At 68.0% G+C, this 16002-nt stretch carries 19 protein-coding genes and 2 pseudogenes; 11 read left to right on the top strand and 10 right to left on the bottom strand.

The window, feature by feature from the left end; genetic code table 11:
- The first annotated feature begins 171 nt into the window (after positions 1-171).
- The 4 genes from ACICHK_RS41000 (at position 172) to ACICHK_RS40985 (ending at position 3489) form a co-directional block, all read left to right on the top strand.
- Positions 172-1419, top strand: coding sequence for a helicase associated domain-containing protein (locus ACICHK_RS41000; protein WP_406841102.1), 1248 nt, complete (start codon positions 172-174; stop codon positions 1417-1419).
- A gap of 429 nt (positions 1420-1848) precedes the next feature.
- Entirely contained in the window at positions 1849-2676 is an 828-nt protein-coding gene (locus ACICHK_RS40995) for a hypothetical protein (protein ID WP_406841101.1), read from the top strand.
- Positions 2673-2879 carry a hypothetical protein gene (locus tag ACICHK_RS40990; protein WP_355509243.1) on the top strand — a complete coding sequence of 69 codons (207 nt, stop codon included), beginning with the start codon at positions 2673-2675 and terminating at the stop codon, positions 2877-2879. Before ACICHK_RS40995 ends, ACICHK_RS40990 begins: the two co-directional genes overlap by 4 nt.
- Positions 2880-3147: 268 nt before the next feature.
- Entirely contained in the window at positions 3148-3489 is a 342-nt protein-coding gene (locus ACICHK_RS40985) for a hypothetical protein (RefSeq protein ID WP_406841100.1), read from the top strand.
- Between the two features lie 140 nt (positions 3490-3629).
- Here the strand turns inward: ACICHK_RS40985 and ACICHK_RS40980 are convergent, their stop codons facing one another.
- Entirely contained in the window at positions 3630-3875 is a 246-nt protein-coding gene (locus ACICHK_RS40980; protein WP_406841469.1) for a hypothetical protein, read from the bottom strand.
- On the opposite strand from ACICHK_RS40980, the pseudogene ACICHK_RS40975 reads away from it, so the two are divergent.
- Positions 3856-4539: pseudogene (locus tag ACICHK_RS40975) on the top strand (ISAzo13-like element transposase-related protein); the annotation flags it as partial. The gene ACICHK_RS40980 and the pseudogene ACICHK_RS40975 overlap by 20 nt on opposite strands.
- A gap of 14 nt (positions 4540-4553) precedes the next feature.
- Here the strand turns inward: ACICHK_RS40975 and ACICHK_RS40970 are convergent.
- The 6 genes from ACICHK_RS40970 to ACICHK_RS40945 form a co-directional block, all read right to left on the bottom strand.
- The gene (locus ACICHK_RS40970) at positions 4554-5819 is read right to left on the bottom strand and encodes a cupin-like domain-containing protein (RefSeq protein ID WP_406841099.1); all 1266 of its coding nucleotides are present in this window, start codon (positions 5817-5819) and stop codon (positions 4554-4556) included.
- A complete protein-coding gene (locus tag ACICHK_RS40965) occupies positions 5816-7189 on the bottom strand; it encodes an MFS transporter (RefSeq protein ID WP_406841098.1) in 1374 nt (457 codons plus the stop codon). The genes ACICHK_RS40970 and ACICHK_RS40965 overlap by 4 nt, the downstream gene beginning before the upstream one ends.
- A complete protein-coding gene (locus tag ACICHK_RS40960; protein ID WP_406841097.1) occupies positions 7189-8001 on the bottom strand; it encodes a hypothetical protein in 813 nt (270 codons plus the stop codon). Before ACICHK_RS40960 ends, ACICHK_RS40965 begins: the two co-directional genes overlap by 1 nt.
- Positions 7980-8645 carry a TfuA-like protein gene (locus ACICHK_RS40955; protein ID WP_406841096.1) on the bottom strand — a complete coding sequence of 222 codons (666 nt, stop codon included), beginning with the start codon at positions 8643-8645 and terminating at the stop codon, positions 7980-7982. The genes ACICHK_RS40960 and ACICHK_RS40955 overlap by 22 nt, the downstream gene beginning before the upstream one ends.
- Positions 8642-9862 carry a YcaO-like family protein gene (locus tag ACICHK_RS40950; RefSeq protein ID WP_406841095.1) on the bottom strand — a complete coding sequence of 407 codons (1221 nt, stop codon included), beginning with the start codon at positions 9860-9862 and terminating at the stop codon, positions 8642-8644. The genes ACICHK_RS40955 and ACICHK_RS40950 overlap by 4 nt, the downstream gene beginning before the upstream one ends.
- 169 nt (positions 9863-10031) lie before the next feature.
- Positions 10032-10187: a hypothetical protein gene (locus ACICHK_RS40945; protein ID WP_356467803.1), complete on the bottom strand. Its 156-nt coding sequence runs from the start codon at positions 10185-10187 to the stop codon at positions 10032-10034.
- 446 nt (positions 10188-10633) lie between these two features.
- Here ACICHK_RS40945 and ACICHK_RS40940 point away from each other — a divergent pair, with 446 nt between their 5' ends.
- On the top strand, positions 10634-11080 hold the full coding sequence (locus ACICHK_RS40940; protein WP_406841094.1) for a hypothetical protein: 447 nt from the start codon (positions 10634-10636) through the stop codon (positions 11078-11080).
- A gap of 202 nt (positions 11081-11282) precedes the next feature.
- Here ACICHK_RS40940 and ACICHK_RS40935 read toward each other — a convergent pair whose 3' ends face one another.
- Complete coding sequence (locus ACICHK_RS40935) at positions 11283-11714, bottom strand: hypothetical protein (RefSeq protein WP_406841093.1); 432 nt, start codon at positions 11712-11714, stop codon at positions 11283-11285.
- A 107-nt stretch (positions 11715-11821) separates the two neighbouring features.
- Positions 11822-12268 carry an anthrone oxygenase family protein gene (locus tag ACICHK_RS40930; RefSeq protein ID WP_406841092.1) on the bottom strand — a complete coding sequence of 149 codons (447 nt, stop codon included), beginning with the start codon at positions 12266-12268 and terminating at the stop codon, positions 11822-11824.
- A gap of 91 nt (positions 12269-12359) precedes the next feature.
- Between ACICHK_RS40930 and ACICHK_RS40925 the strand changes: the two genes are divergently transcribed.
- Positions 12360-12938 carry a TetR/AcrR family transcriptional regulator gene (locus ACICHK_RS40925; RefSeq protein WP_406841091.1) on the top strand — a complete coding sequence of 193 codons (579 nt, stop codon included), beginning with the start codon at positions 12360-12362 and terminating at the stop codon, positions 12936-12938.
- Positions 12939-13001: 63 nt separating this feature from the next.
- On the opposite strand, the pseudogene ACICHK_RS40920 reads toward ACICHK_RS40925, so the two are convergent.
- Positions 13002-13573, bottom strand: a pseudogene (locus tag ACICHK_RS40920) (hypothetical protein); the annotation flags it as partial.
- Between the two features lie 205 nt (positions 13574-13778).
- Here ACICHK_RS40920 and ACICHK_RS40915 point away from each other — a divergent pair.
- From ACICHK_RS40915 to ACICHK_RS40900, 4 genes are all read left to right on the top strand, one after another.
- On the top strand, positions 13779-14468 hold the full coding sequence (locus ACICHK_RS40915) for an SDR family NAD(P)-dependent oxidoreductase (protein ID WP_406841090.1): 690 nt from the start codon (positions 13779-13781) through the stop codon (positions 14466-14468).
- 207 nt (positions 14469-14675) lie between these two features.
- Positions 14676-15140: an SRPBCC domain-containing protein gene (locus tag ACICHK_RS40910; protein ID WP_406841089.1), complete on the top strand. Its 465-nt coding sequence runs from the start codon at positions 14676-14678 to the stop codon at positions 15138-15140.
- Positions 15137-15481, top strand: a complete 345-nt coding sequence (locus tag ACICHK_RS40905; protein ID WP_406841088.1) for an ArsR/SmtB family transcription factor — start codon at positions 15137-15139, stop codon at positions 15479-15481. Before ACICHK_RS40910 ends, ACICHK_RS40905 begins: the two co-directional genes overlap by 4 nt.
- Positions 15482-15491: 10 nt before the next feature.
- Positions 15492-15929, top strand: coding sequence for an SRPBCC domain-containing protein (locus tag ACICHK_RS40900; RefSeq protein WP_406841087.1), 438 nt, complete (start codon positions 15492-15494; stop codon positions 15927-15929).
- The last annotated feature ends 73 nt before the right edge of the window (positions 15930-16002 follow it).

The following is a 16002-nucleotide window of genomic DNA, read 5'->3' as shown; positions in this document are numbered from 1 at the left end:
CCCGCATCGGCCGCCCCCGCAAAGCGAACACACTGCTCAGTACAACTGCACAACAGCAGGTCACCATCAAGATCAATAAGCAAAGGCGTCAGCTACGCCACACCAGGGGCCGGGAAGATTGCCACGCTGATTGTCCCGGTGTTCCTCGGGCCGAATGAGGATCCGAACGAATTGCTGACCTCGGACGCCTATAACACCCTCGCGAAGATCCTCGGAGCTCTGCGGGCGCACGACTCCGAGACGATCGAGAGGCTCGCCGACCCGCGGGTGCGCAGTGGTCGGCCCTGGAGTGTCCAGGAGGGCGAACAGGGCGCTGAGAGAGGCGAGTTGTGGGACGGGGTGGAGGAGTTCGAGGACGACGGCCTGGACGCCGGGATGCGGGTGGGTGGGCAGGCCGCGGGTGTGCTGCGGTTCAGCGAGGACCGCGACCCGGCTGCGCTCACCCAGTTCGTGCGGCTGCGGGTCATCGACCCCGAAGGCGTGTACTGGCGGCGCGGCATCGAGGCTGCTTCGCGGTGGCTGCGCGAGACCGGCCACACCGAGCTGCGGGTGCCGTACATGTACGTCACCCCCGAGGTGGGCTGGGGCGCGGTCGGCTCTTATCCGCTAGGGGTGTTCCTCGCTGATCAGCGCCGTTACTACGCGGTCGGGAGCCTGGAGGCCGGCCGGGTGGCCGAGCTGGAGGCGTTGGGCATGGTGTGGTCGGTGCAGGCGAGCGCGTGGGAGGCCGGGCTGGCCGTGGCGCGCGCGTACGCGGACGCGCACGGGCATTTCCTGCCGCCGGCCACCGCGGTGTGGGGCGGAGACGGCTTCCCGATCGGGGTATGGGCGAAGAACCAGCGTGCGGCGGCCCGCAAGACCCGTGAGAACGCCGCACGACGCGACGCCGGGGAAACAGGTCTCTCCTATGCCGGGGAGCTGTCGCAGGAGCGTAGGGAAGCGTTGGGCGCCATCGATCCCGGGTGGGCCCCGGACGGGTGGGACGTGGCCTGGCAGCGGTGTTACCGGCTCACCCTCGCCCACGCCCGCGCCGGCGGCACCCTCCCGGCCGCGGTGGGTGAGCTCATCGTCCAGGGCGAAGACCTCGGAGCCTGGATCGCTGGGCAGCGGGCCGGATGGGAGCAGCTGACGCCCGTGCAGAAGTTCCTCCTGGAGACGGTCGGTGTTGACCCTGCGGATGCGGGCGAGGCCGCGCGGTCTGGCCGGCGGAGCCAGGACGAGCGATGGGCGGTCAATCTTGCCGCCGCACGCCAGTTCCACGCGCGCGAAGGCCACCTCCACGTTCCCCGCAAGCACGTCGAACTGGTCGACGGTGAGGAGATCGGGCTGGGGTCGTTCATCTCCAACGCCCGCCGCAGAGCCGGGAAGCTGAGCGTGGAGCGCCGTGCGGCGCTGGAGGCCCTCGGCATGCGCTGGTAGCGAAGGGCCTGGCTGGCTGTCCGATGGCTGAGGGCCCGAACCACTTGGTCCGGGCCCTCAGCGATGCCTCGCCACGGTCTGCGGTTCTGCAGGGCCGGGCCGTCCTCGAAGCCTTTGGCATGCGCTGGTAGCTGCCTGTCCGGGTCGTCCGCAGGGCCGGTTCCCGCAGCATGAACCTCGGTGTGCTTCCGGTGCATTGCTGCTGCTCAGTGCGGCATTGCGCCGTCCGGCAGAAACAGTTGAGCCCGCACCAGTTCCGTGCGGGCTCAACTTTTTCGCCTCGTCCGAAAGTTTTTTGCTCGCTCGTGTGACGTTCGCACTTTCAGCCCGCATAGAAGCCGACGAGCGCGTACAACCAGATCTCTGCTTCTCGCACGCGCGAGTTGAAACTGTCGGCTCGGAGGGGCAGCTCGAGACGGGGAAGCTTGCATGACAAACGAGATATCAGCCGCTGAGGTCCTGGACGACATCCTTCTGGAACCGCGTACGGCGCGCATCGCGCGTGACGTCGCGGTGGTGGAAGAGCTGGCCGCACACGGCTTCGAGGGCCCGGTCTACAAGACGTTCGAGGACCGGCTGTGCCGGGAGGCCTGGCCGGCGCTGCGGGGCATGCTGCGCACGGGCCTGCTCATCCAGCTGTCCGTGAAGTGGTTCACCGACCGCCAGATCGTCTTCTTCGTGCCGCCTGATCACAGGGACCTGCTGCGCACCAGCGGCCTGGAGCGGGACGAGCTGCTCGTCGACATCGTGCTGCCGGCGCTGCGGAAGTTCCGCCTCAAGGCGTTGATGGGCGGCGGCTGGAACCCCGAGTATCGGGGGCCGAAGGGTCCCGGATGCCTGACCTCGTACTTCATCGGGCTGTGCATCCTGGAGTTCCGTCGCGCCTACCTGAAGTGGGCCAAGCAGCGGGCGCGGCTGGCTGAGCAGGAGGGCGCCCTGCTGGACCCGGAGGCGTTCTTCCGTCTGCGTCCCGCGCTGCCGCACCTCGCGGAGCCCGAGGTCGTGCTGTTCACGGGGCCGTTCATGGAGCTGCTCGACACTCAGCCGGCCGAGACGCAGGCCGTGGTGCGCCTGACGTTCGAGGGCTACGCGGACAGCGAGATCGCCGAAAAGCTCAGGTCGACAGTCGGCGCCGTGCGCAACCGCCGGTCACGCTTCCGCACGGTCCTCTATGAGGCGGCCCGCGAGCGCCGGATCTGGATCCCGGCACCGCTGCACGTCGACGGCGATCGCACGAGCCAGCGGAGTGCCGCGTGACCACGCATGACGTGTTGTTCCTGATGCTCACCGTGCTGGTCCTGGTACTGGCCTCGGTTCTCGTGGGCATCATCGGCTTCGGCCTGGCCCGGTGGACCGGTGCTGCGGTGCCCGACGCCGTCAGCCGTGCTGCCCTTGCCTTCGCGGGCGCGCTGACGATCGGCGTGGCCCTCCTCGGCGTGCTGATCACTGCGGTCAAGTAGCGCAACAAGCTCCACGGCCGAGCGTCACAGACGCCCGGCATTACGACATGCCCCATACGTCGGCGGAGGCCCGGGCTCTGGCTCGGGCCTCCGCGAGTTGCGCGGCTTAGGCGGTGGCACGGTCCGCTCCCCCCTTACAGCGGGCTTGCGCCACTAGCGACTGCGCTCGGCACAGTCCCGTCAATCACGCCGCGCTGCGGCACCACCACGCCTCCTGCTGCCCGCCCCTGTTGCCCACGCCCACCACCTCGCCTCTTGGAGCCAGCCCATGACGACACCCCGCGTCCACAACGTTCTCACCATCGCCGCTGCCAGCCTGACAGCGCTGAGCAAGGCCCCCCTCTGGCTCGCGCTCACCATCGCGCTCCCCCCGGTGCTGATCGCCCTGGCACGGATCTTCAACGAGGTACTTGCCGGGATCTCCCGCTACCGCACGGCCTCGATGAGATGCAGGCAGGAAGACAGACTCCTGAGCGGGGCCACCGACATCGGCACCGCGCTCGCCTACCTCGAGCGAGTACAGGCTCAGCCCCTTGCCCCGTCTGCAGCTGGCGAACCGACGGCGACGCCCACGAACGTGACCGACCCCCCACCCGCTACACCGCCATGACCCCCACGGCCGGATCCGGGGCCAACAGGCTGACGACCCGATCTTCTCGGCCGTGGTCTCCTCTGCGGTCCAGCGCTGGGATGGTGCGCGCCGCTGACGGGCTAGATCGTGACCGCTGGCTGTTGCCCTCGGCGGGGTTCCTAGCGGAGGCGGGGCTGGGGCGGACGGATCCTGAGATGTTCGGCGAAGTCCCTCAAGGAAGGCAGGCCGCGGGCGCCGAGCGGGTCGGCGAACAGGCGGCTGCTGCGCTCCGCGGTGGCGAGGAGGTGGGTGAATGCCGCAGCACGCAGGAAGGGTTGAGCCCAGGCGGGCACGGGGTGGGTGGTGCAGCCTTGGCGTACGTTGTGGAGGTCGTGGAGGGCCAGGGGCGTGCCGAAGTGGAACAAGATCGAGCACCGGCTCTTCTCCCACATCACCATGAACTGGCGCGGCCGCCCGCTGACCAGCCACGAAGTCATCCTCGAATCGATCGCCGCGACCACCACCCGCACCGGACTGCGCGTGAAGGCCGAACTCGACACCAACACCTACCCCACCGGCATCGGCGTCGGCAACGCCGAGATGGCGGCCCTGCCGCTGACCCGCCACACCTTCCACGGCGACTGGAACTACGCCCTGCATCCCCAGCCGGTCCCTGCCGTCCCGGCACCCCGCAGCGGCAGGTCACCGGCGCCGCAGTGGGATCCGGCACTGCTGTCCGACCCCGAGCTGACCGGAATGCCCCGCCATCAGCTGGACCACCTCGTCCGGGCCCTGGCCTCAGAAGGAGACACCCGACGCGGCCGCCCGCCCCGGCTCGCCTTCCCCGACCAGGTCCTGGCCACCGTGCTCCACCTGCACGTCAGTCTGGCCGCGGAGCCTCTCGCCGTGCTCTTCAACAGCAGCCGCACCGCCATGCACCGCACCCTGCTGGAAATCAGGCGGCTCCTCGAAGCGCGGAGCATCGCCATCTCGTCGGCGACCACCCCACCGGCCCTCCTGGCAACCCTTCAAGCCAGAGTCGCCGCCCACAGCAGCGATCCCAACTGCAAGATCAAGACGACACGTTAATGATCGGCAGGCCCTTAGACGACAAGTTCAGCGACACCGCGTTCGTAGAGCGATCGGGCAAGAGCGGTGACGGCCAGGGCATGCTCGGGGTGGGTGATCGTCTGCTCCACCCGGAAGGGTTGGCCGGTGGCGAGGTGTTCGATCAGGCGTGTGACGTGGGTGGCATTAGGCTGGCGGCTCATTGCACCGAGGGCGAACAGGAGGCCCGTACCGTCGCCGGTCTGCAAAAGGATGACCGGGCTGTCTGCGCGGCCGCGCAGGACACTGTCTGCTGTCAATTCGGGCGCTTCGCGGAGTGCGCCGCCCCCGCCGATGACGCCGTTGGAGGTGGAGCGAGCCAGTTGGTGGACCGTGAGGCTGTCGCGGATGGCCTGAAGGAGTGCTTCGGCGTCGGTGGGTAGTTCCACGTCGGTCAATGAAGTGAGGACGCCACCAGGCAGACGGGGGTGGGACTCGGCGCGTTGGTTGAACTGCGGCATCTGGAGCGCGGCTTTGATGGCCGGCTGTGCTGCGGCAGCGGGTGTGCCGTTGCTGAAAATACCGATGGACAGGGCAAGACTGGTTTCTGCGGCAGGAAGCTGGTTGTAGTGCCACCAGTTCTCGGGGATGAAAAGGATTTCACCGGGCTTGGCTTCCAGGACGAGGGCGTCGGCCGCGTAGGGGCTGACGTCGAGATGGCCGAAGCAGATGCCGTTGAAGGCCGCCTTCTCCTCCAGGCCGGCGTCGGTGAAGTAGTCCGGCTCCCAAAGCATGATCTTCTTTCGTCCGTGAACCGGGACGAGGAAGGTGTTGCACCAGTCGTTGTGCAGGCCGATCCAGGTCTCCTGGTAGTGCCCAGCGATGTAGACGACGTTGATGCCTGGTGCGGGGATACCTCGGCGGTCCACGAAGCCGCTGATGAACGATCGGGTCATCAGCGCGACGCGGTCCGAGTGACGCAGGCAGTAGTCACGCGTGTAGGTGACAGCCTTGGCGTCGTTCTGGGCTGCCAGGTCGGCGAGGTACTGCTCGAATTCTGCGACTGTCGTGGGCGGGGTGCCGGGCAGGACGGGGTTTTTGAGCAGTGTGCCGTCGACGTTCAGGGACACGTCTTTGGCGTTGATGATGTTGGCGCCGAGTTCGAGAACGTCTTCCATGGGGAAGAGGTGGCCGGAGGAGTCAGGAACCTTGAGGACGGCGGGACGGGTACAGCCGTCGGTGGCGAGGAATGCCTGCTCCCAGAAGTCGGCGGGAACCTCCGGGAAGCGGATGGCTGTGCTGTCCGCAGGGGCGGTGGTCATAGAGCTTTCTCCTGGGGGAAGGCGCGGGGGTAGAGCCGGGTGTAGGCGTCTGGGATGTCGTCGTCAGGCAGGGTCAGCACGGTGCGCAGATCACGGCTGAAAGCGCCGACAGCGGTCGCGGCGAGGATGGCCAGGCCGAGTATGGCCATGGCAGTTCCTTCGCCGAGGTGTTCAGCGAGGAATCCACCGAGCAGATTGCCGATCGGGATGGCCAGCCCGGAGAGGAAGGCGACGCTGGCTGTGACGCGGTTGCGCATGCTGGCAGGGGTGGCGAGGACCCGCACGGTGGAATTGGTGACAGTGATCATGATGAGGCCGACGCCGCCGATGAGGAAACTGCCGGCGAGTACGGCAGCCAGCACGAGGGGGGAGTCGGTGATTGAGACGGCGGCGATCCCGCTGGCGAGGATCGAGAGCCCCGTGATGGTGAAGCCGGCCATCACGGTGGTGAAGCGGGTGTTCGCACCGCGAGTACGGCGGGCGACAGGGTCGGTGCTGCCCAGCAGCAGTCCGACACCGAACGCTGCCTCGGCCACCCCGATCAGCCACGTGTCGTCGGGGAAGGAGCGGCGGGTGAGGGCCGGCAGGAGCACGGCAAAGACCGGGAAGAGGGCGAGGTTGACGGCGAGAGCCAGCATGGCGAGCTGGAACTCGGACCGAATCCGGTAGATCGCCCGCCATCCGTCGATGGTGCTTCGGTACCACGTCGAGAGGGGGGGCTGGCTCTTCTTCTCCGGGCGAGGCGTGTCGTCGGAGGCCTCCGCGGAGGCGGAGGCGGTCGTCATGAGGAGGAAGCTGCCGGCCACTGCGGCGGTGTTGGCGGCAAGGGTGGCTCCCGTGCCGACGAGGCCAAGGAGCACGCTGGCCACGATCGGCCCAAGCACGGAAGACAGCGCCATGACGCTGCCTCGGCGCCGCATCGCTATTTCGACGAGAGAGACCGGCACCAGGGAGCGCACCAGGGTGGTCTGCAACGGCTCGCGCACGCCGTTGCAGATGCCGATCACGGCGAGGCCCATGGCCAGGGCGGCCGGACGGTAGAGATCGCCCAGGTAAAGGCCGGTCAGCCCGGCGATCAGCAGGGTGCTGATCAGATAGCAGGCGGCAATGAGCCGGTCGGGCCGGTAGGTGTCGCCCAGCCAGCCCAGCAGTCCTCTGGCGAGGATCTCGGCGCCGGAGCCGACGGCGACGAACGCAGCGAAGGTGGCGGCGCTGCCGGTCCGTCCCAACGACCACCAGGCGATTGCGAGTTGTCCGCAGCGGGTGCCGACGCCGTTGAGAAGGACTGCGCTTTGAACTGCGTAGAACGCCCGTCCCAGCCGGTGTTCGTCTGCGGCAGTGTTGGGAGATGTGATGGTGGATTCTTGCATCAGGAGGCCGCAGTCTCTTTCCCGAGGACAGAGGGGGTGTGTAGCTCCCGGGCGGCGGCCAGATCGGCCTGGACCAGGCTTCCGACCGGGGTGAGCTCGGGGTGGTCAGCGGCAGTGGTGACACAGCCGCTGAGGTAGTCGATGAGTTCCGTGCCACGCTGGTGGGAGTTGGCGTCAGCGTCAGGACGAAGGAAGTAGCGGGCGGCCGCAGCCGCGAAATGCCCGGCCAGCAGTACACCCCTGAGCGATTTCCCCGATGTGCCGGACGGCAGGGTGAACTGTGTCAGCGAGCCGTCGACTTGCAGGTCGCACAGTTCGGAGACGAAGGTCAGCCACACGTGGGCGTGCTCATGGATGAGAGTCTCTTCCAGCAGGCTGTCGTGGGCGAAAGCCGGGGTGCCCAGGAAGATGGTCTGCGGAATGAGAGCCGTGGTGCAGCTGATGTGGCTGCCGGGCATGTGCCGGTAGCGGACGGGAATCTGGAACAGGGGCGTCCACTCGGGCACGCGGCTGGTGATCCGCTCGGTGGCTTCGGCGATCTGCCGGAGCATTTCCGGGTCTTCGAGCGGAACCGACTCGAGGCCTTCGGTCCGGCAGCGGGCATTCTTACGGAAAACGTCGGCGGCTTTGGCCGGGTCGAGGTATTCGGCCAGCGTCGGATAAGCCGAAGGATCGGCTCGTCTGCGAGCGGCAGCTGCCAGGCTCAGCAGGGTCCGCGGCTGGAAGGTGTCCGTAAGGAAGGGGGTTCCGCCGAGCGCCTGCCACAGTTCCGCCGCGCGGATGGGCGAGGTCATGAGGCTGTCGGCTGCCACGGCTGCTCCTTGAGAAAGCGAAGAAGATCGTGCTGCTTGGTCCGGAAGGCGTCGAAATTCGCCATCTCGGCCTGCACCACCGGCACAGGCAGGCCGCCGCGATGGGTGAGGGTGTTCTTGAGAGCGCCCATCGTGCGGTCGGCGTACCAGCGTTGCTTGAGTCCGTCCACGATCGTGGCCTCCTGCTCCCGGGTGAGCAGGTGGCGGCTGGCGAGGTCGGCGAGGAAACGGCGTATGTGGAGCATGGGTTCCGACATGGGCCGGAAGGGGGGCTCGCTGCTGTGCATGAGAGCGACCTCGTCGTCGTCAAGGTCTGGGTCTCCCGCGTAGGCTTCAAATACTTCGCCGAACCCGCGCATACCCAGGGTGTGCATCTCGGCAGCACGGATGGCACCCATCGAGCACAGGCCCCAAATCTGCCAGCCCTTTTCGAGGGCCGTACGAATCTCGGCGTGGCCGACCGCCGGATAGCTGTGGAAAGTTCCGTCCGCGATTGCCAGAATGCCCGGCTCTCCGGGCAGCAGGGCGTCGATGTCACCGCGCCGGGCCGGCGGGCGCAGGGTCACCCCCGTGTCCGCCCACGAGGTGGCGTCCATGCCCCAGATGGTCGGTCCCACGAACAAGGTCACCGGTGAGGTGTTCATGCCTGCTCCTCAGGCTCGTCCATCATGTGCACCAGTCGCGGGCCGACCCGCTTGAGGTTGGGTTGGAACGACTCCAGCTTCGGGGCGATGATCTTTACGACGGCCAGGGGCGACTCCGGGCGGGACAACACCACACGCAGCACCTGGTGCACCCCGCATTCAGCCAGCGAAGCAAGCATGTCGGCCATCGCCTCTTCGACCGAGGTGATCCCGTCGGCACTGGGGATCTGGGAGTAGGCGATGCTTCGGCTGGCATCTGTGACACGACGGCGCAGTTCCCGCTCCGCGAGCCGTTCCTTGTCCGCGCCCTTGCCAGCAAAGTAGTTGAACCGTTCGATCAGGTCGTCACGGCCGCCGTGGATATAGGACAGGCGAGACTGGGCGGCTTCGGCGAGCGCTCTGACCGCAGCGATCTCCTTGATCGGGTGCAGGCCGGATCCGACCGAGATCGCAATCGGGTCGTCGTCGGTGGGCTCCATTATGAAGCCCTGTACGTAGGGAATCCCGAACTCGCTTGCGGTGTAGCGGACTTCGGCTCGCAGACCTGCCGCCGCGACCCGGACGCGCAGTTGGTCCAGATCAGGGGCGGCGACATCGAAGTCGATGATCCGGGAGGTGTCACGGAAGTGGTTGAGCGCTTGTACGTCGCGCTCCATCACCTCGGCCAGGCCATGAACAGTGGCTTCCAGAACGGAGTTGCCGGAGGCAAGTCCGTTGGTACTGGTACCGAATATGACTTGACCAGGGTTTTCCGGGTATGGGGAGAAGACCAGTTCGGCCGGTACGAGAACGGCCTGTCCCGTGACCACGTCCTGCGCCTCTACGCAGGCAAGCGGCCCGTCCGCCTCCACCTTGCGTTCCAGCTGCGGGCACAGATCCACGAAACGGAATGAGATTCCCGCCTGCGAGGCAACCTCGCCCGGCGTCGACATCACCACGTCCAGATGGGTGTGCCGGTACTCGGCCAAGGCGAACTCGATGGCCTCCATATAGGCTCCCACCCGGGCCTCATCCGGGTGAACACCCTTGCCCGCATTCACGCACAGCGAGGCAGGCATAGCGTCAGGCCGGATACTGGAGAACACCGGTATGCCGATGCGGTCCAGCCAAGTGGTATCGGTGACCCGGGTAATCCCCAGTTCGCCAGCCACCTCTCGGGCTGTGGCCAGCGTGTCGGCGAGCGACGTTGTGCGAAGACTTGAAGTCATCCGGTACATGTAGAGGCTTCCTCGTTCGATCCCGGCCTGTGTGAGTAGTACACGCGGCCCGCCCGCACGGAGTACCGCCAGAGCGGAGGCGCCACAGGACAAGCTCCGTGCGTGCATTCGGAGAAGTCCGGCCAGGCCGTTGCGGCGCCCCGGGGCGCCGCAACGACTTATGCGCTGGTCAGTCGCGGCTGGGCGCCGGCTCCTGCGGCACGAGGTTGTTGGACTCGTGGATCACGAAACCGGCCTGCATGACACCCTCGTCCTGCAGCAGGTTCGAGAACCTCTCCACCGCCGCGTCGTCCAGGACCAGGCTGTTGACCAGGTTTTCCGGCATGCCGCCTCCTTCTGATGGACCGTCCGACCGACAAGATCGTCGGCCGCGGCGCTGACTGTAGGTCAGACAGGAGGCCCTGACTGTGAGTCAAATCACCACTGAAACACTGCCGCAATACAGAGGACTTGGCGCAAAAGACTCAACAGACCACAAGGCCAACTAGGTCCCTAATCGCAATTTTTACGGACCATCTCCTCCGTTCGGGCGCCCTCTTTGAATCTTTCAGATCACGACTGACGGCACGAATGGCTCAATAAAGCACCTCAAAAAAGACTTCAGGTTCTGCAGCTCCAACCCACCGGAGAGCGCGACTCGACGGACAGCCAAGAGCACAAAACAGAATATTCCTCCGTAAAGTTACAAAAATCAGACAACCGAGCTTCTTTCGTCCTATGTTGCAGGGGTGAAATGGGCTGGTCAGAGCTGTGGTGACGAGGCAGGACCTCATGACCCGGCAATCGGCCGCCACGGCGCTCGACTCGCTCCGCGACCCCTCCGCGGCCTCGGAGTCCGGCCAACCAGGCCAGCACGTCTTCCGTCCCAGTGGACTGATGATCAGCATCCACTGCACCCGAGACCTGCTCGAAGCCGTCGAGCTCGGAAGGCCATCGACGCAGACAGACCGCGTCACCTTCCAACGCCCGGACGTGTTCGCGATCCCGGCCCGGGAACTGGTGCAACGCATGAGCGAGTACACCCCGATCGAGGCAGATCCCGACGAGCCGGCGTCCTTCATCGCCCCCGACCTGCTCCTCGGCTTCTGGCGCCCCTTCGCAGCCGACGACGAACCAACAGAAGAGCAGGGCTACTTCTTCAACTCAGTCCTGCTGGCACGACCCGGCTACTACGACACCCCTGCCCAGGCCGCAGCGCGGCTCCAGCAAAGTCCGTGACAGGCTCGTCCAATAGAGAATCCTGCGCCGATCACTACATTCCGAAGCGGTCACCAACCCTGCATTTCAGAGCCCTCCCGACGTCCGCACGCCCACGGAAAACCCAGCTGGGAGACATGCCGCACCACAGCAAAGAATCCAGAAATGATCACTAGATCCCCTGACCGGCCCGTCACCTGTCCAGTGATCACTACCGGATTTGTCAGTGGTGGGTCCCGTTCACGGTCAGCGTCTCGACACTCACCCTGGGAGCCTCGGCAGGGGCACAGTCGCCCCCTTCGCGGACATGGAGCCGTTCGTACACCGCCGGCGGGTTCGGGGACAGGCCCAGCTGCCAGGCCTTGCGCACCACCGGCAGGACGGAGCTGCCGTCTCTGCGGTGCAGCACGGCGTCGATGCCGTGCCGGCGCGCGACCCGCCTCACGGTCCGGGCCAGTGCGGCATCGTCGCCGAGATCGGTGAGCAGTTCCTCGGAGACCTCCCGGACACGCGGTGCGGAGTCCGCCTGAAGCTGCGCGGGATTCCACACCGACCAGATGCGGCACCCCGACTCGACGCCCTTTCGTGCGAGTTGGTGACTCGGCATCACCAGGAGCAGTCCGGGCTGTGGGCTTCCAGGGAAGTGGGGAGACATGGCTGCCGCTGTGCAGCGCGATCCTTCCTTCCCGGTCCCCTCCGCTTCCCCCGCCCGACGACGCGAGCCCGTGGTTGATCCGGGCGGGGCGGTCCTCGCCCGCGGCATCAGGTGAGGGCGGTGGCCAGCAGGGCGAAGGCGGCGACGATGACGGCGACGCGGACGTAGTGGAGGCGTTCCCAGCGGTTCAGCTGCTGCTTCCAGTCGGCGGGCCGGCTCTCGGGCGTCCAGGTCTTGTTGCGGTTGTTGATCGGGACGAGCAGCAGGATCGACATGACCACGCTGACGATCAGCAGGCCGGCGGCGGTGACGACGAGGCCTGCGCCGTGGTGGTGCCATCCGGCGACGGCCCACAGTGCGCTGAGGACGAGCGAGCCGATGTACCAGAACGGCATCAGGGCGCCGAGCATCCGGCCGCCGTGGGCGTGGCCGAGCTGGCCGCTGTCCTCGGGGAGCGCGTCCAGGATCCGGTTCATGACGAAGGCGACGGAGAACTCCACCCCCACCATCACGCCGACGACCACGGTGGTGAAGACCTCGAGTGCGGTGAGCATGGTGACCCCTCCCAGAATCTAGCGTCGCTAGCTGTTGAGGCAACGCTAGTACTGCTGACGCTCGCTTGTCTAGCGATGCTAGAATCGAGTCATGTCGGTACAGGAACGCAAGCAGCGCGAACGGGCGGAACGCGAGCGCCTCATCGTGGCCACCGCCCGCGAACTCGCCGAGCAGCAGGGCTGGGACGCGGTCACCACCCGCCGCCTCGCCGAGCGCATCGAGTACAGCCAGCCCGTCCTCTACAGCCACTTCCGCGGCAAACGCGAGATCATCGGCGCCGTCGCCCTCCAGGGCGCCACCGAGATGGCCGCGGCCGTGCGGGCCGCGACCTTCGCCGAGCACGGCCCGCGCGCCAAGGTCACCGCCCTGGCCCGTGCCTACCTCGACTTCGCCGAGCGCAACCCGGCGGTCTACGACGCCCTGTTCCAGCTCGACGGCGGCCTGCCCTACGCACAGCAGGACACCCCCGAACCGCTCAAGGACGCCTTCGCCGCCCTGCTCGAATGCCTTGCCGAGGTCGCCGGGGACGGCGTCCGCCCGGGGCTGTTCACCGAGGTGTTCTGGGCCTCCCTGCACGGCCTGGCCACCCTGACCCGGACCAGACGGCTGCTGCCCGAGGACGCCGAGCAGCGGGTCGAACTGCTGGTGGACCGCCTCGCCGTGCTCTGACACACCGGCGGGCGGGCGGCCGCTGAGCGGCAAGACGGGCCGGCCGGCCTCATGGCCCATAGCTCATGGCTCACGCGGTGGACGGCCGGACAGCTCCCGGCCGGCGCCGATCTCGGCCGACAGGCCGACGATCCGGTCCTGCGCTGCGGCACCCGTGGAGCGCTCGGCGAGGAACGGCACCCTCTGCCCGTCGACCAGGTGCGGCAGATGCGCTGGATCGACGGCGGGCGTGCAGACGAACAGCGGGGTGCGAAGGAGTTGCCCGCTCGCGCGCAGGCGGTTCACGGTGCCGGCCTGCCGGGGCATCTGCATCAGGTTCATCGCCACCAGGTTCGGCTTCAGCCGGTCGGCCGGCATCGCACTGTCCGCGTCGCTCACCTCGCGGTGGACCTGCATCCCGCGCCGCTCCAGCGTCGCCGTCGACGCCGCGGCCACCTCGTTCCGCTCCTCGACCGACAGGATCCGCGGCTGGTGCCGTCTCTGTCCCGCAGGGCCGGCGCACGGATCATGACGGCCGGATCGGCGCCGTACGCCGCCTCGCGGGCGGCCTGTCCCAGTCCCGCCGTCACCAGGACGAGCACCTCGGCGGCGACAGCGGCCCGGCGCAGCGACTGGAGCGCCGTACGGGTGATCGGCCGGCCGGTGGTCGATCAGCCGGCCGCCTGCCGGGCGGGCACCCGTCGGGTGCCCGGCCTGCGGCGGGTCGGCCGGCGGGCGGGGAGCGGTCCAGGGCCGGTGGAGCGATCGCGCGACGGGCCCGGCGCCCCGGTCGAGCGGCGTCGCGGGCCGGGCCCGTAAACCGGTGGCCGGTCGCGTCGTCCCGGAGGAAAGCTGTGCCCCATGACGACAATCTTGATAACCGGGGCCAACAAGGGGCTCGGCCACGAGACCGCCCGCCGCCTGGTCGCCGCGGGCCACACCGTCTACCTGGGAGCGCGCAGCATCGAGCGGGGCGCGGCGGCCGCGGCAGGGCTCGGGGCCCGGTTCGTGCAGCTCGATGTCACCGACGATGCGTCGGTCGCCGCCGCGGTGGCCGTCCTTGAGGCCGACGGCGGCCTGGACGTACTGGTCAACAACGCCGGGATCGAGGTGCGCTCACCCAAGGGCGGGATCATCGGCGCCGCGGAGCTGACCGCCGATGTGATGCGCGAGGTGTTCGAGACCAACGTCTTCGGCCTGGTCCGGGTGACCCACGCCTTCCTGCCGCTGCTGGAGCGCTCCGCCGCCCCGGTCGTGGTCAACGTCAGCAGCGGCCTGGCCTCGCTGGCCCGGGCCGGCGAGGGGTATCCGGGGGTGGCCTATCCGGCTTCCAAGACCGCGGTCAACATGCTCACCGTGCAGTTCGCCAAGGCGTTCCCCCTGATGCGGGTCAACGCCGTGGAGCCCGGCTACACCGCGACGGACCTGAACCGGCACGAGGGCAGACAGAGCGTCGAGCAGGGAGCGGAGATCATCGTCCGGATGGCTCAGTTGGGGCCGGACGGTCCGACCGGCGGCTACTTCGACGCGGCGGGCGCTCTGCCCTGGTAGGCGGCGAGGTCGACGGGGCGAGCGGTGACGGCGCTCGACCGGGCCCTTGGAGCACTTTGGCCTCGCCGACCTGCCGTGGCCCCGGGACGCCGGGGAGCCGGTGGCCGCCGTGCGGGCCCGGCACCGATGAGCAACCTTCGGTTGCGAAAGGTATCGGGGCCGCCTATCGTGATGTGCAACCAAAGGTTGCGAAAGGTGGCTGCGGACATGGAGTACGGAAGCATCGAGCGCGAGCTGTACGTCGACGCCCCGCCCCAGGTGGTGTTCGACGTGCTCACCACCCCCGAGCACATCCGGGACTGGTGGAGCGCGGAGACCGACTTCGAGGCGGCCCCCGGCCGGCCGGGCACCCTGACCTGGACGAACCAGGACAGCGGCGTCACCAAGTCCGTGCCGTTCACGGTCGTCGCCTCCGACCCGCCGCACACCCTGTCGTTCCGCTGGACCCACGAGGACGGGGAGACCGCGGCCCTTGGCAACTCGCTGCTGGTGACCTTCGAACTCACCCCGGCGGGCGAGGGGACCACGCTGCGCTTCCGCGAGAGCGGGTACCGCGAACGCGGCTGGGAGGCCGCCGTGCTCGAAGAGCACTACAACGACCACCGCCAGGGCTGGGACTTCTACCTGCCCCGCCTGGCGGCGACCGCCAAGCAGGCGGCGGGCGCACGATGAGCACTGGAGTCGACGACGGCCTGTGGTCGGCGATCGGCGACCCGACCCGGCGCCGCATGATCGACCTGCTGCTGGCCGAGGGACAGGGCACCGCGACGACCCTCAGCGCCCGTCTGCCCGTCACCCGACAGGCCGTGACCAAGCACCTGACCGTGCTCGACCGGGCCGGACTCGTCCGGTCCACGGCGGCCGGCCGGGAGCGGCGCTACCAGGTCGACGAGGCACAGCTGGCGCGTGCCGTCGCCCAGTTGCAGTCGGTGGGCACGCTGTGGGACGCACGGCTGCAGCGCGTCAAGCACCTCGCCGAGGCCATCCAGCAAGCCAAGAACACGAAGAAGTGAGGAGATCGAGATGGCGGACATCCTGCACCGGGTCGGCACCACGGCACCCCGCAACACGGTCTATCAGGCACTCACCACGGTCGACGGCCTGGCCGCATGGTGGACGACCGACACGAAGGGCAGCGGCGAGGACCTGCTGCGGTTCCGCTTCGGCGACGTCGGCGGCTTCGACATGAAGGTCCTCGAACTCCAGCCGGACACCCGGGTGCGGTGGGAGGTCGTCGACGGTCCCGAGGAATGGATCGGCACCACCGTCACCTTCGACCTCAGGCAGGAAGGCGAGTGGACGGTCGTCCTGTTCGCGCACGAGGGGTGGCGCGAACAGGTGGAGTTCATGAACCACTGCACCACCAAGTGGGCACTGTTCCTGATGAGCCTGAAATCCCTGGTGGAGACGGGCACCGGCGCCCCGCACCCGCACGACGTGCGGATCAGCAACTGGCACTGACCCCGCACGCGGGCAACGACCATGCCGTTCACGGCCCCCTGGCCCCGCCGGTGGCCGCTGCGCCGCCGGCAGG

The organism is Streptomyces sp. AHU1, assembly GCF_045343905.1.
GTDB classification, from domain to species: domain Bacteria; phylum Actinomycetota; class Actinomycetes; order Streptomycetales; family Streptomycetaceae; genus Streptomyces; species Streptomyces triticiradicis.
This window is presented reverse-complemented; position numbering and strand designations above follow the sequence as displayed.

What these genes read in the sequence shown, in the direction of transcription:
- ACICHK_RS40995 (WP_406841101.1), top strand. Translation starts at nt 1,849, where the DNA reads ATGACAAACGAGATATCAGCCGCTGAGGTCCTGGACGACATCCTTCTG.
- ACICHK_RS40985 (WP_406841100.1), top strand. Translation starts at nt 3,148, where the DNA reads ATGACGACACCCCGCGTCCACAACGTTCTCACCATCGCCGCTGCCAGC.
- ACICHK_RS40970 (WP_406841099.1), bottom strand. Translation starts at nt 5,819, where the DNA reads ATGACCACCGCCCCTGCGGACAGCACAGCCATCCGCTTCCCGGAGGTT.
- ACICHK_RS40965 (WP_406841098.1), bottom strand. Translation starts at nt 7,189, where the DNA reads ATGCAAGAATCCACCATCACATCTCCCAACACTGCCGCAGACGAACAC.
- ACICHK_RS40955 (WP_406841096.1), bottom strand. Translation starts at nt 8,645, where the DNA reads ATGAACACCTCACCGGTGACCTTGTTCGTGGGACCGACCATCTGGGGC.
- ACICHK_RS40950 (WP_406841095.1), bottom strand. Translation starts at nt 9,862, where the DNA reads ATGTACCGGATGACTTCAAGTCTTCGCACAACGTCGCTCGCCGACACG.
- ACICHK_RS40945 (WP_356467803.1), bottom strand. Translation starts at nt 10,187, where the DNA reads ATGCCGGAAAACCTGGTCAACAGCCTGGTCCTGGACGACGCGGCGGTG.
- ACICHK_RS40940 (WP_406841094.1), top strand. Translation starts at nt 10,634, where the DNA reads ATGACCCGGCAATCGGCCGCCACGGCGCTCGACTCGCTCCGCGACCCC.
- ACICHK_RS40935 (WP_406841093.1), bottom strand. Translation starts at nt 11,714, where the DNA reads ATGTCTCCCCACTTCCCTGGAAGCCCACAGCCCGGACTGCTCCTGGTG.
- ACICHK_RS40930 (WP_406841092.1), bottom strand. Translation starts at nt 12,268, where the DNA reads ATGCTCACCGCACTCGAGGTCTTCACCACCGTGGTCGTCGGCGTGATG.
- ACICHK_RS40925 (WP_406841091.1), top strand. Translation starts at nt 12,360, where the DNA reads ATGTCGGTACAGGAACGCAAGCAGCGCGAACGGGCGGAACGCGAGCGC.
- ACICHK_RS40915 (WP_406841090.1), top strand. Translation starts at nt 13,779, where the DNA reads ATGACGACAATCTTGATAACCGGGGCCAACAAGGGGCTCGGCCACGAG.
- ACICHK_RS40910 (WP_406841089.1), top strand. Translation starts at nt 14,676, where the DNA reads ATGGAGTACGGAAGCATCGAGCGCGAGCTGTACGTCGACGCCCCGCCC.
- ACICHK_RS40905 (WP_406841088.1), top strand. Translation starts at nt 15,137, where the DNA reads ATGAGCACTGGAGTCGACGACGGCCTGTGGTCGGCGATCGGCGACCCG.
- ACICHK_RS40900 (WP_406841087.1), top strand. Translation starts at nt 15,492, where the DNA reads ATGGCGGACATCCTGCACCGGGTCGGCACCACGGCACCCCGCAACACG.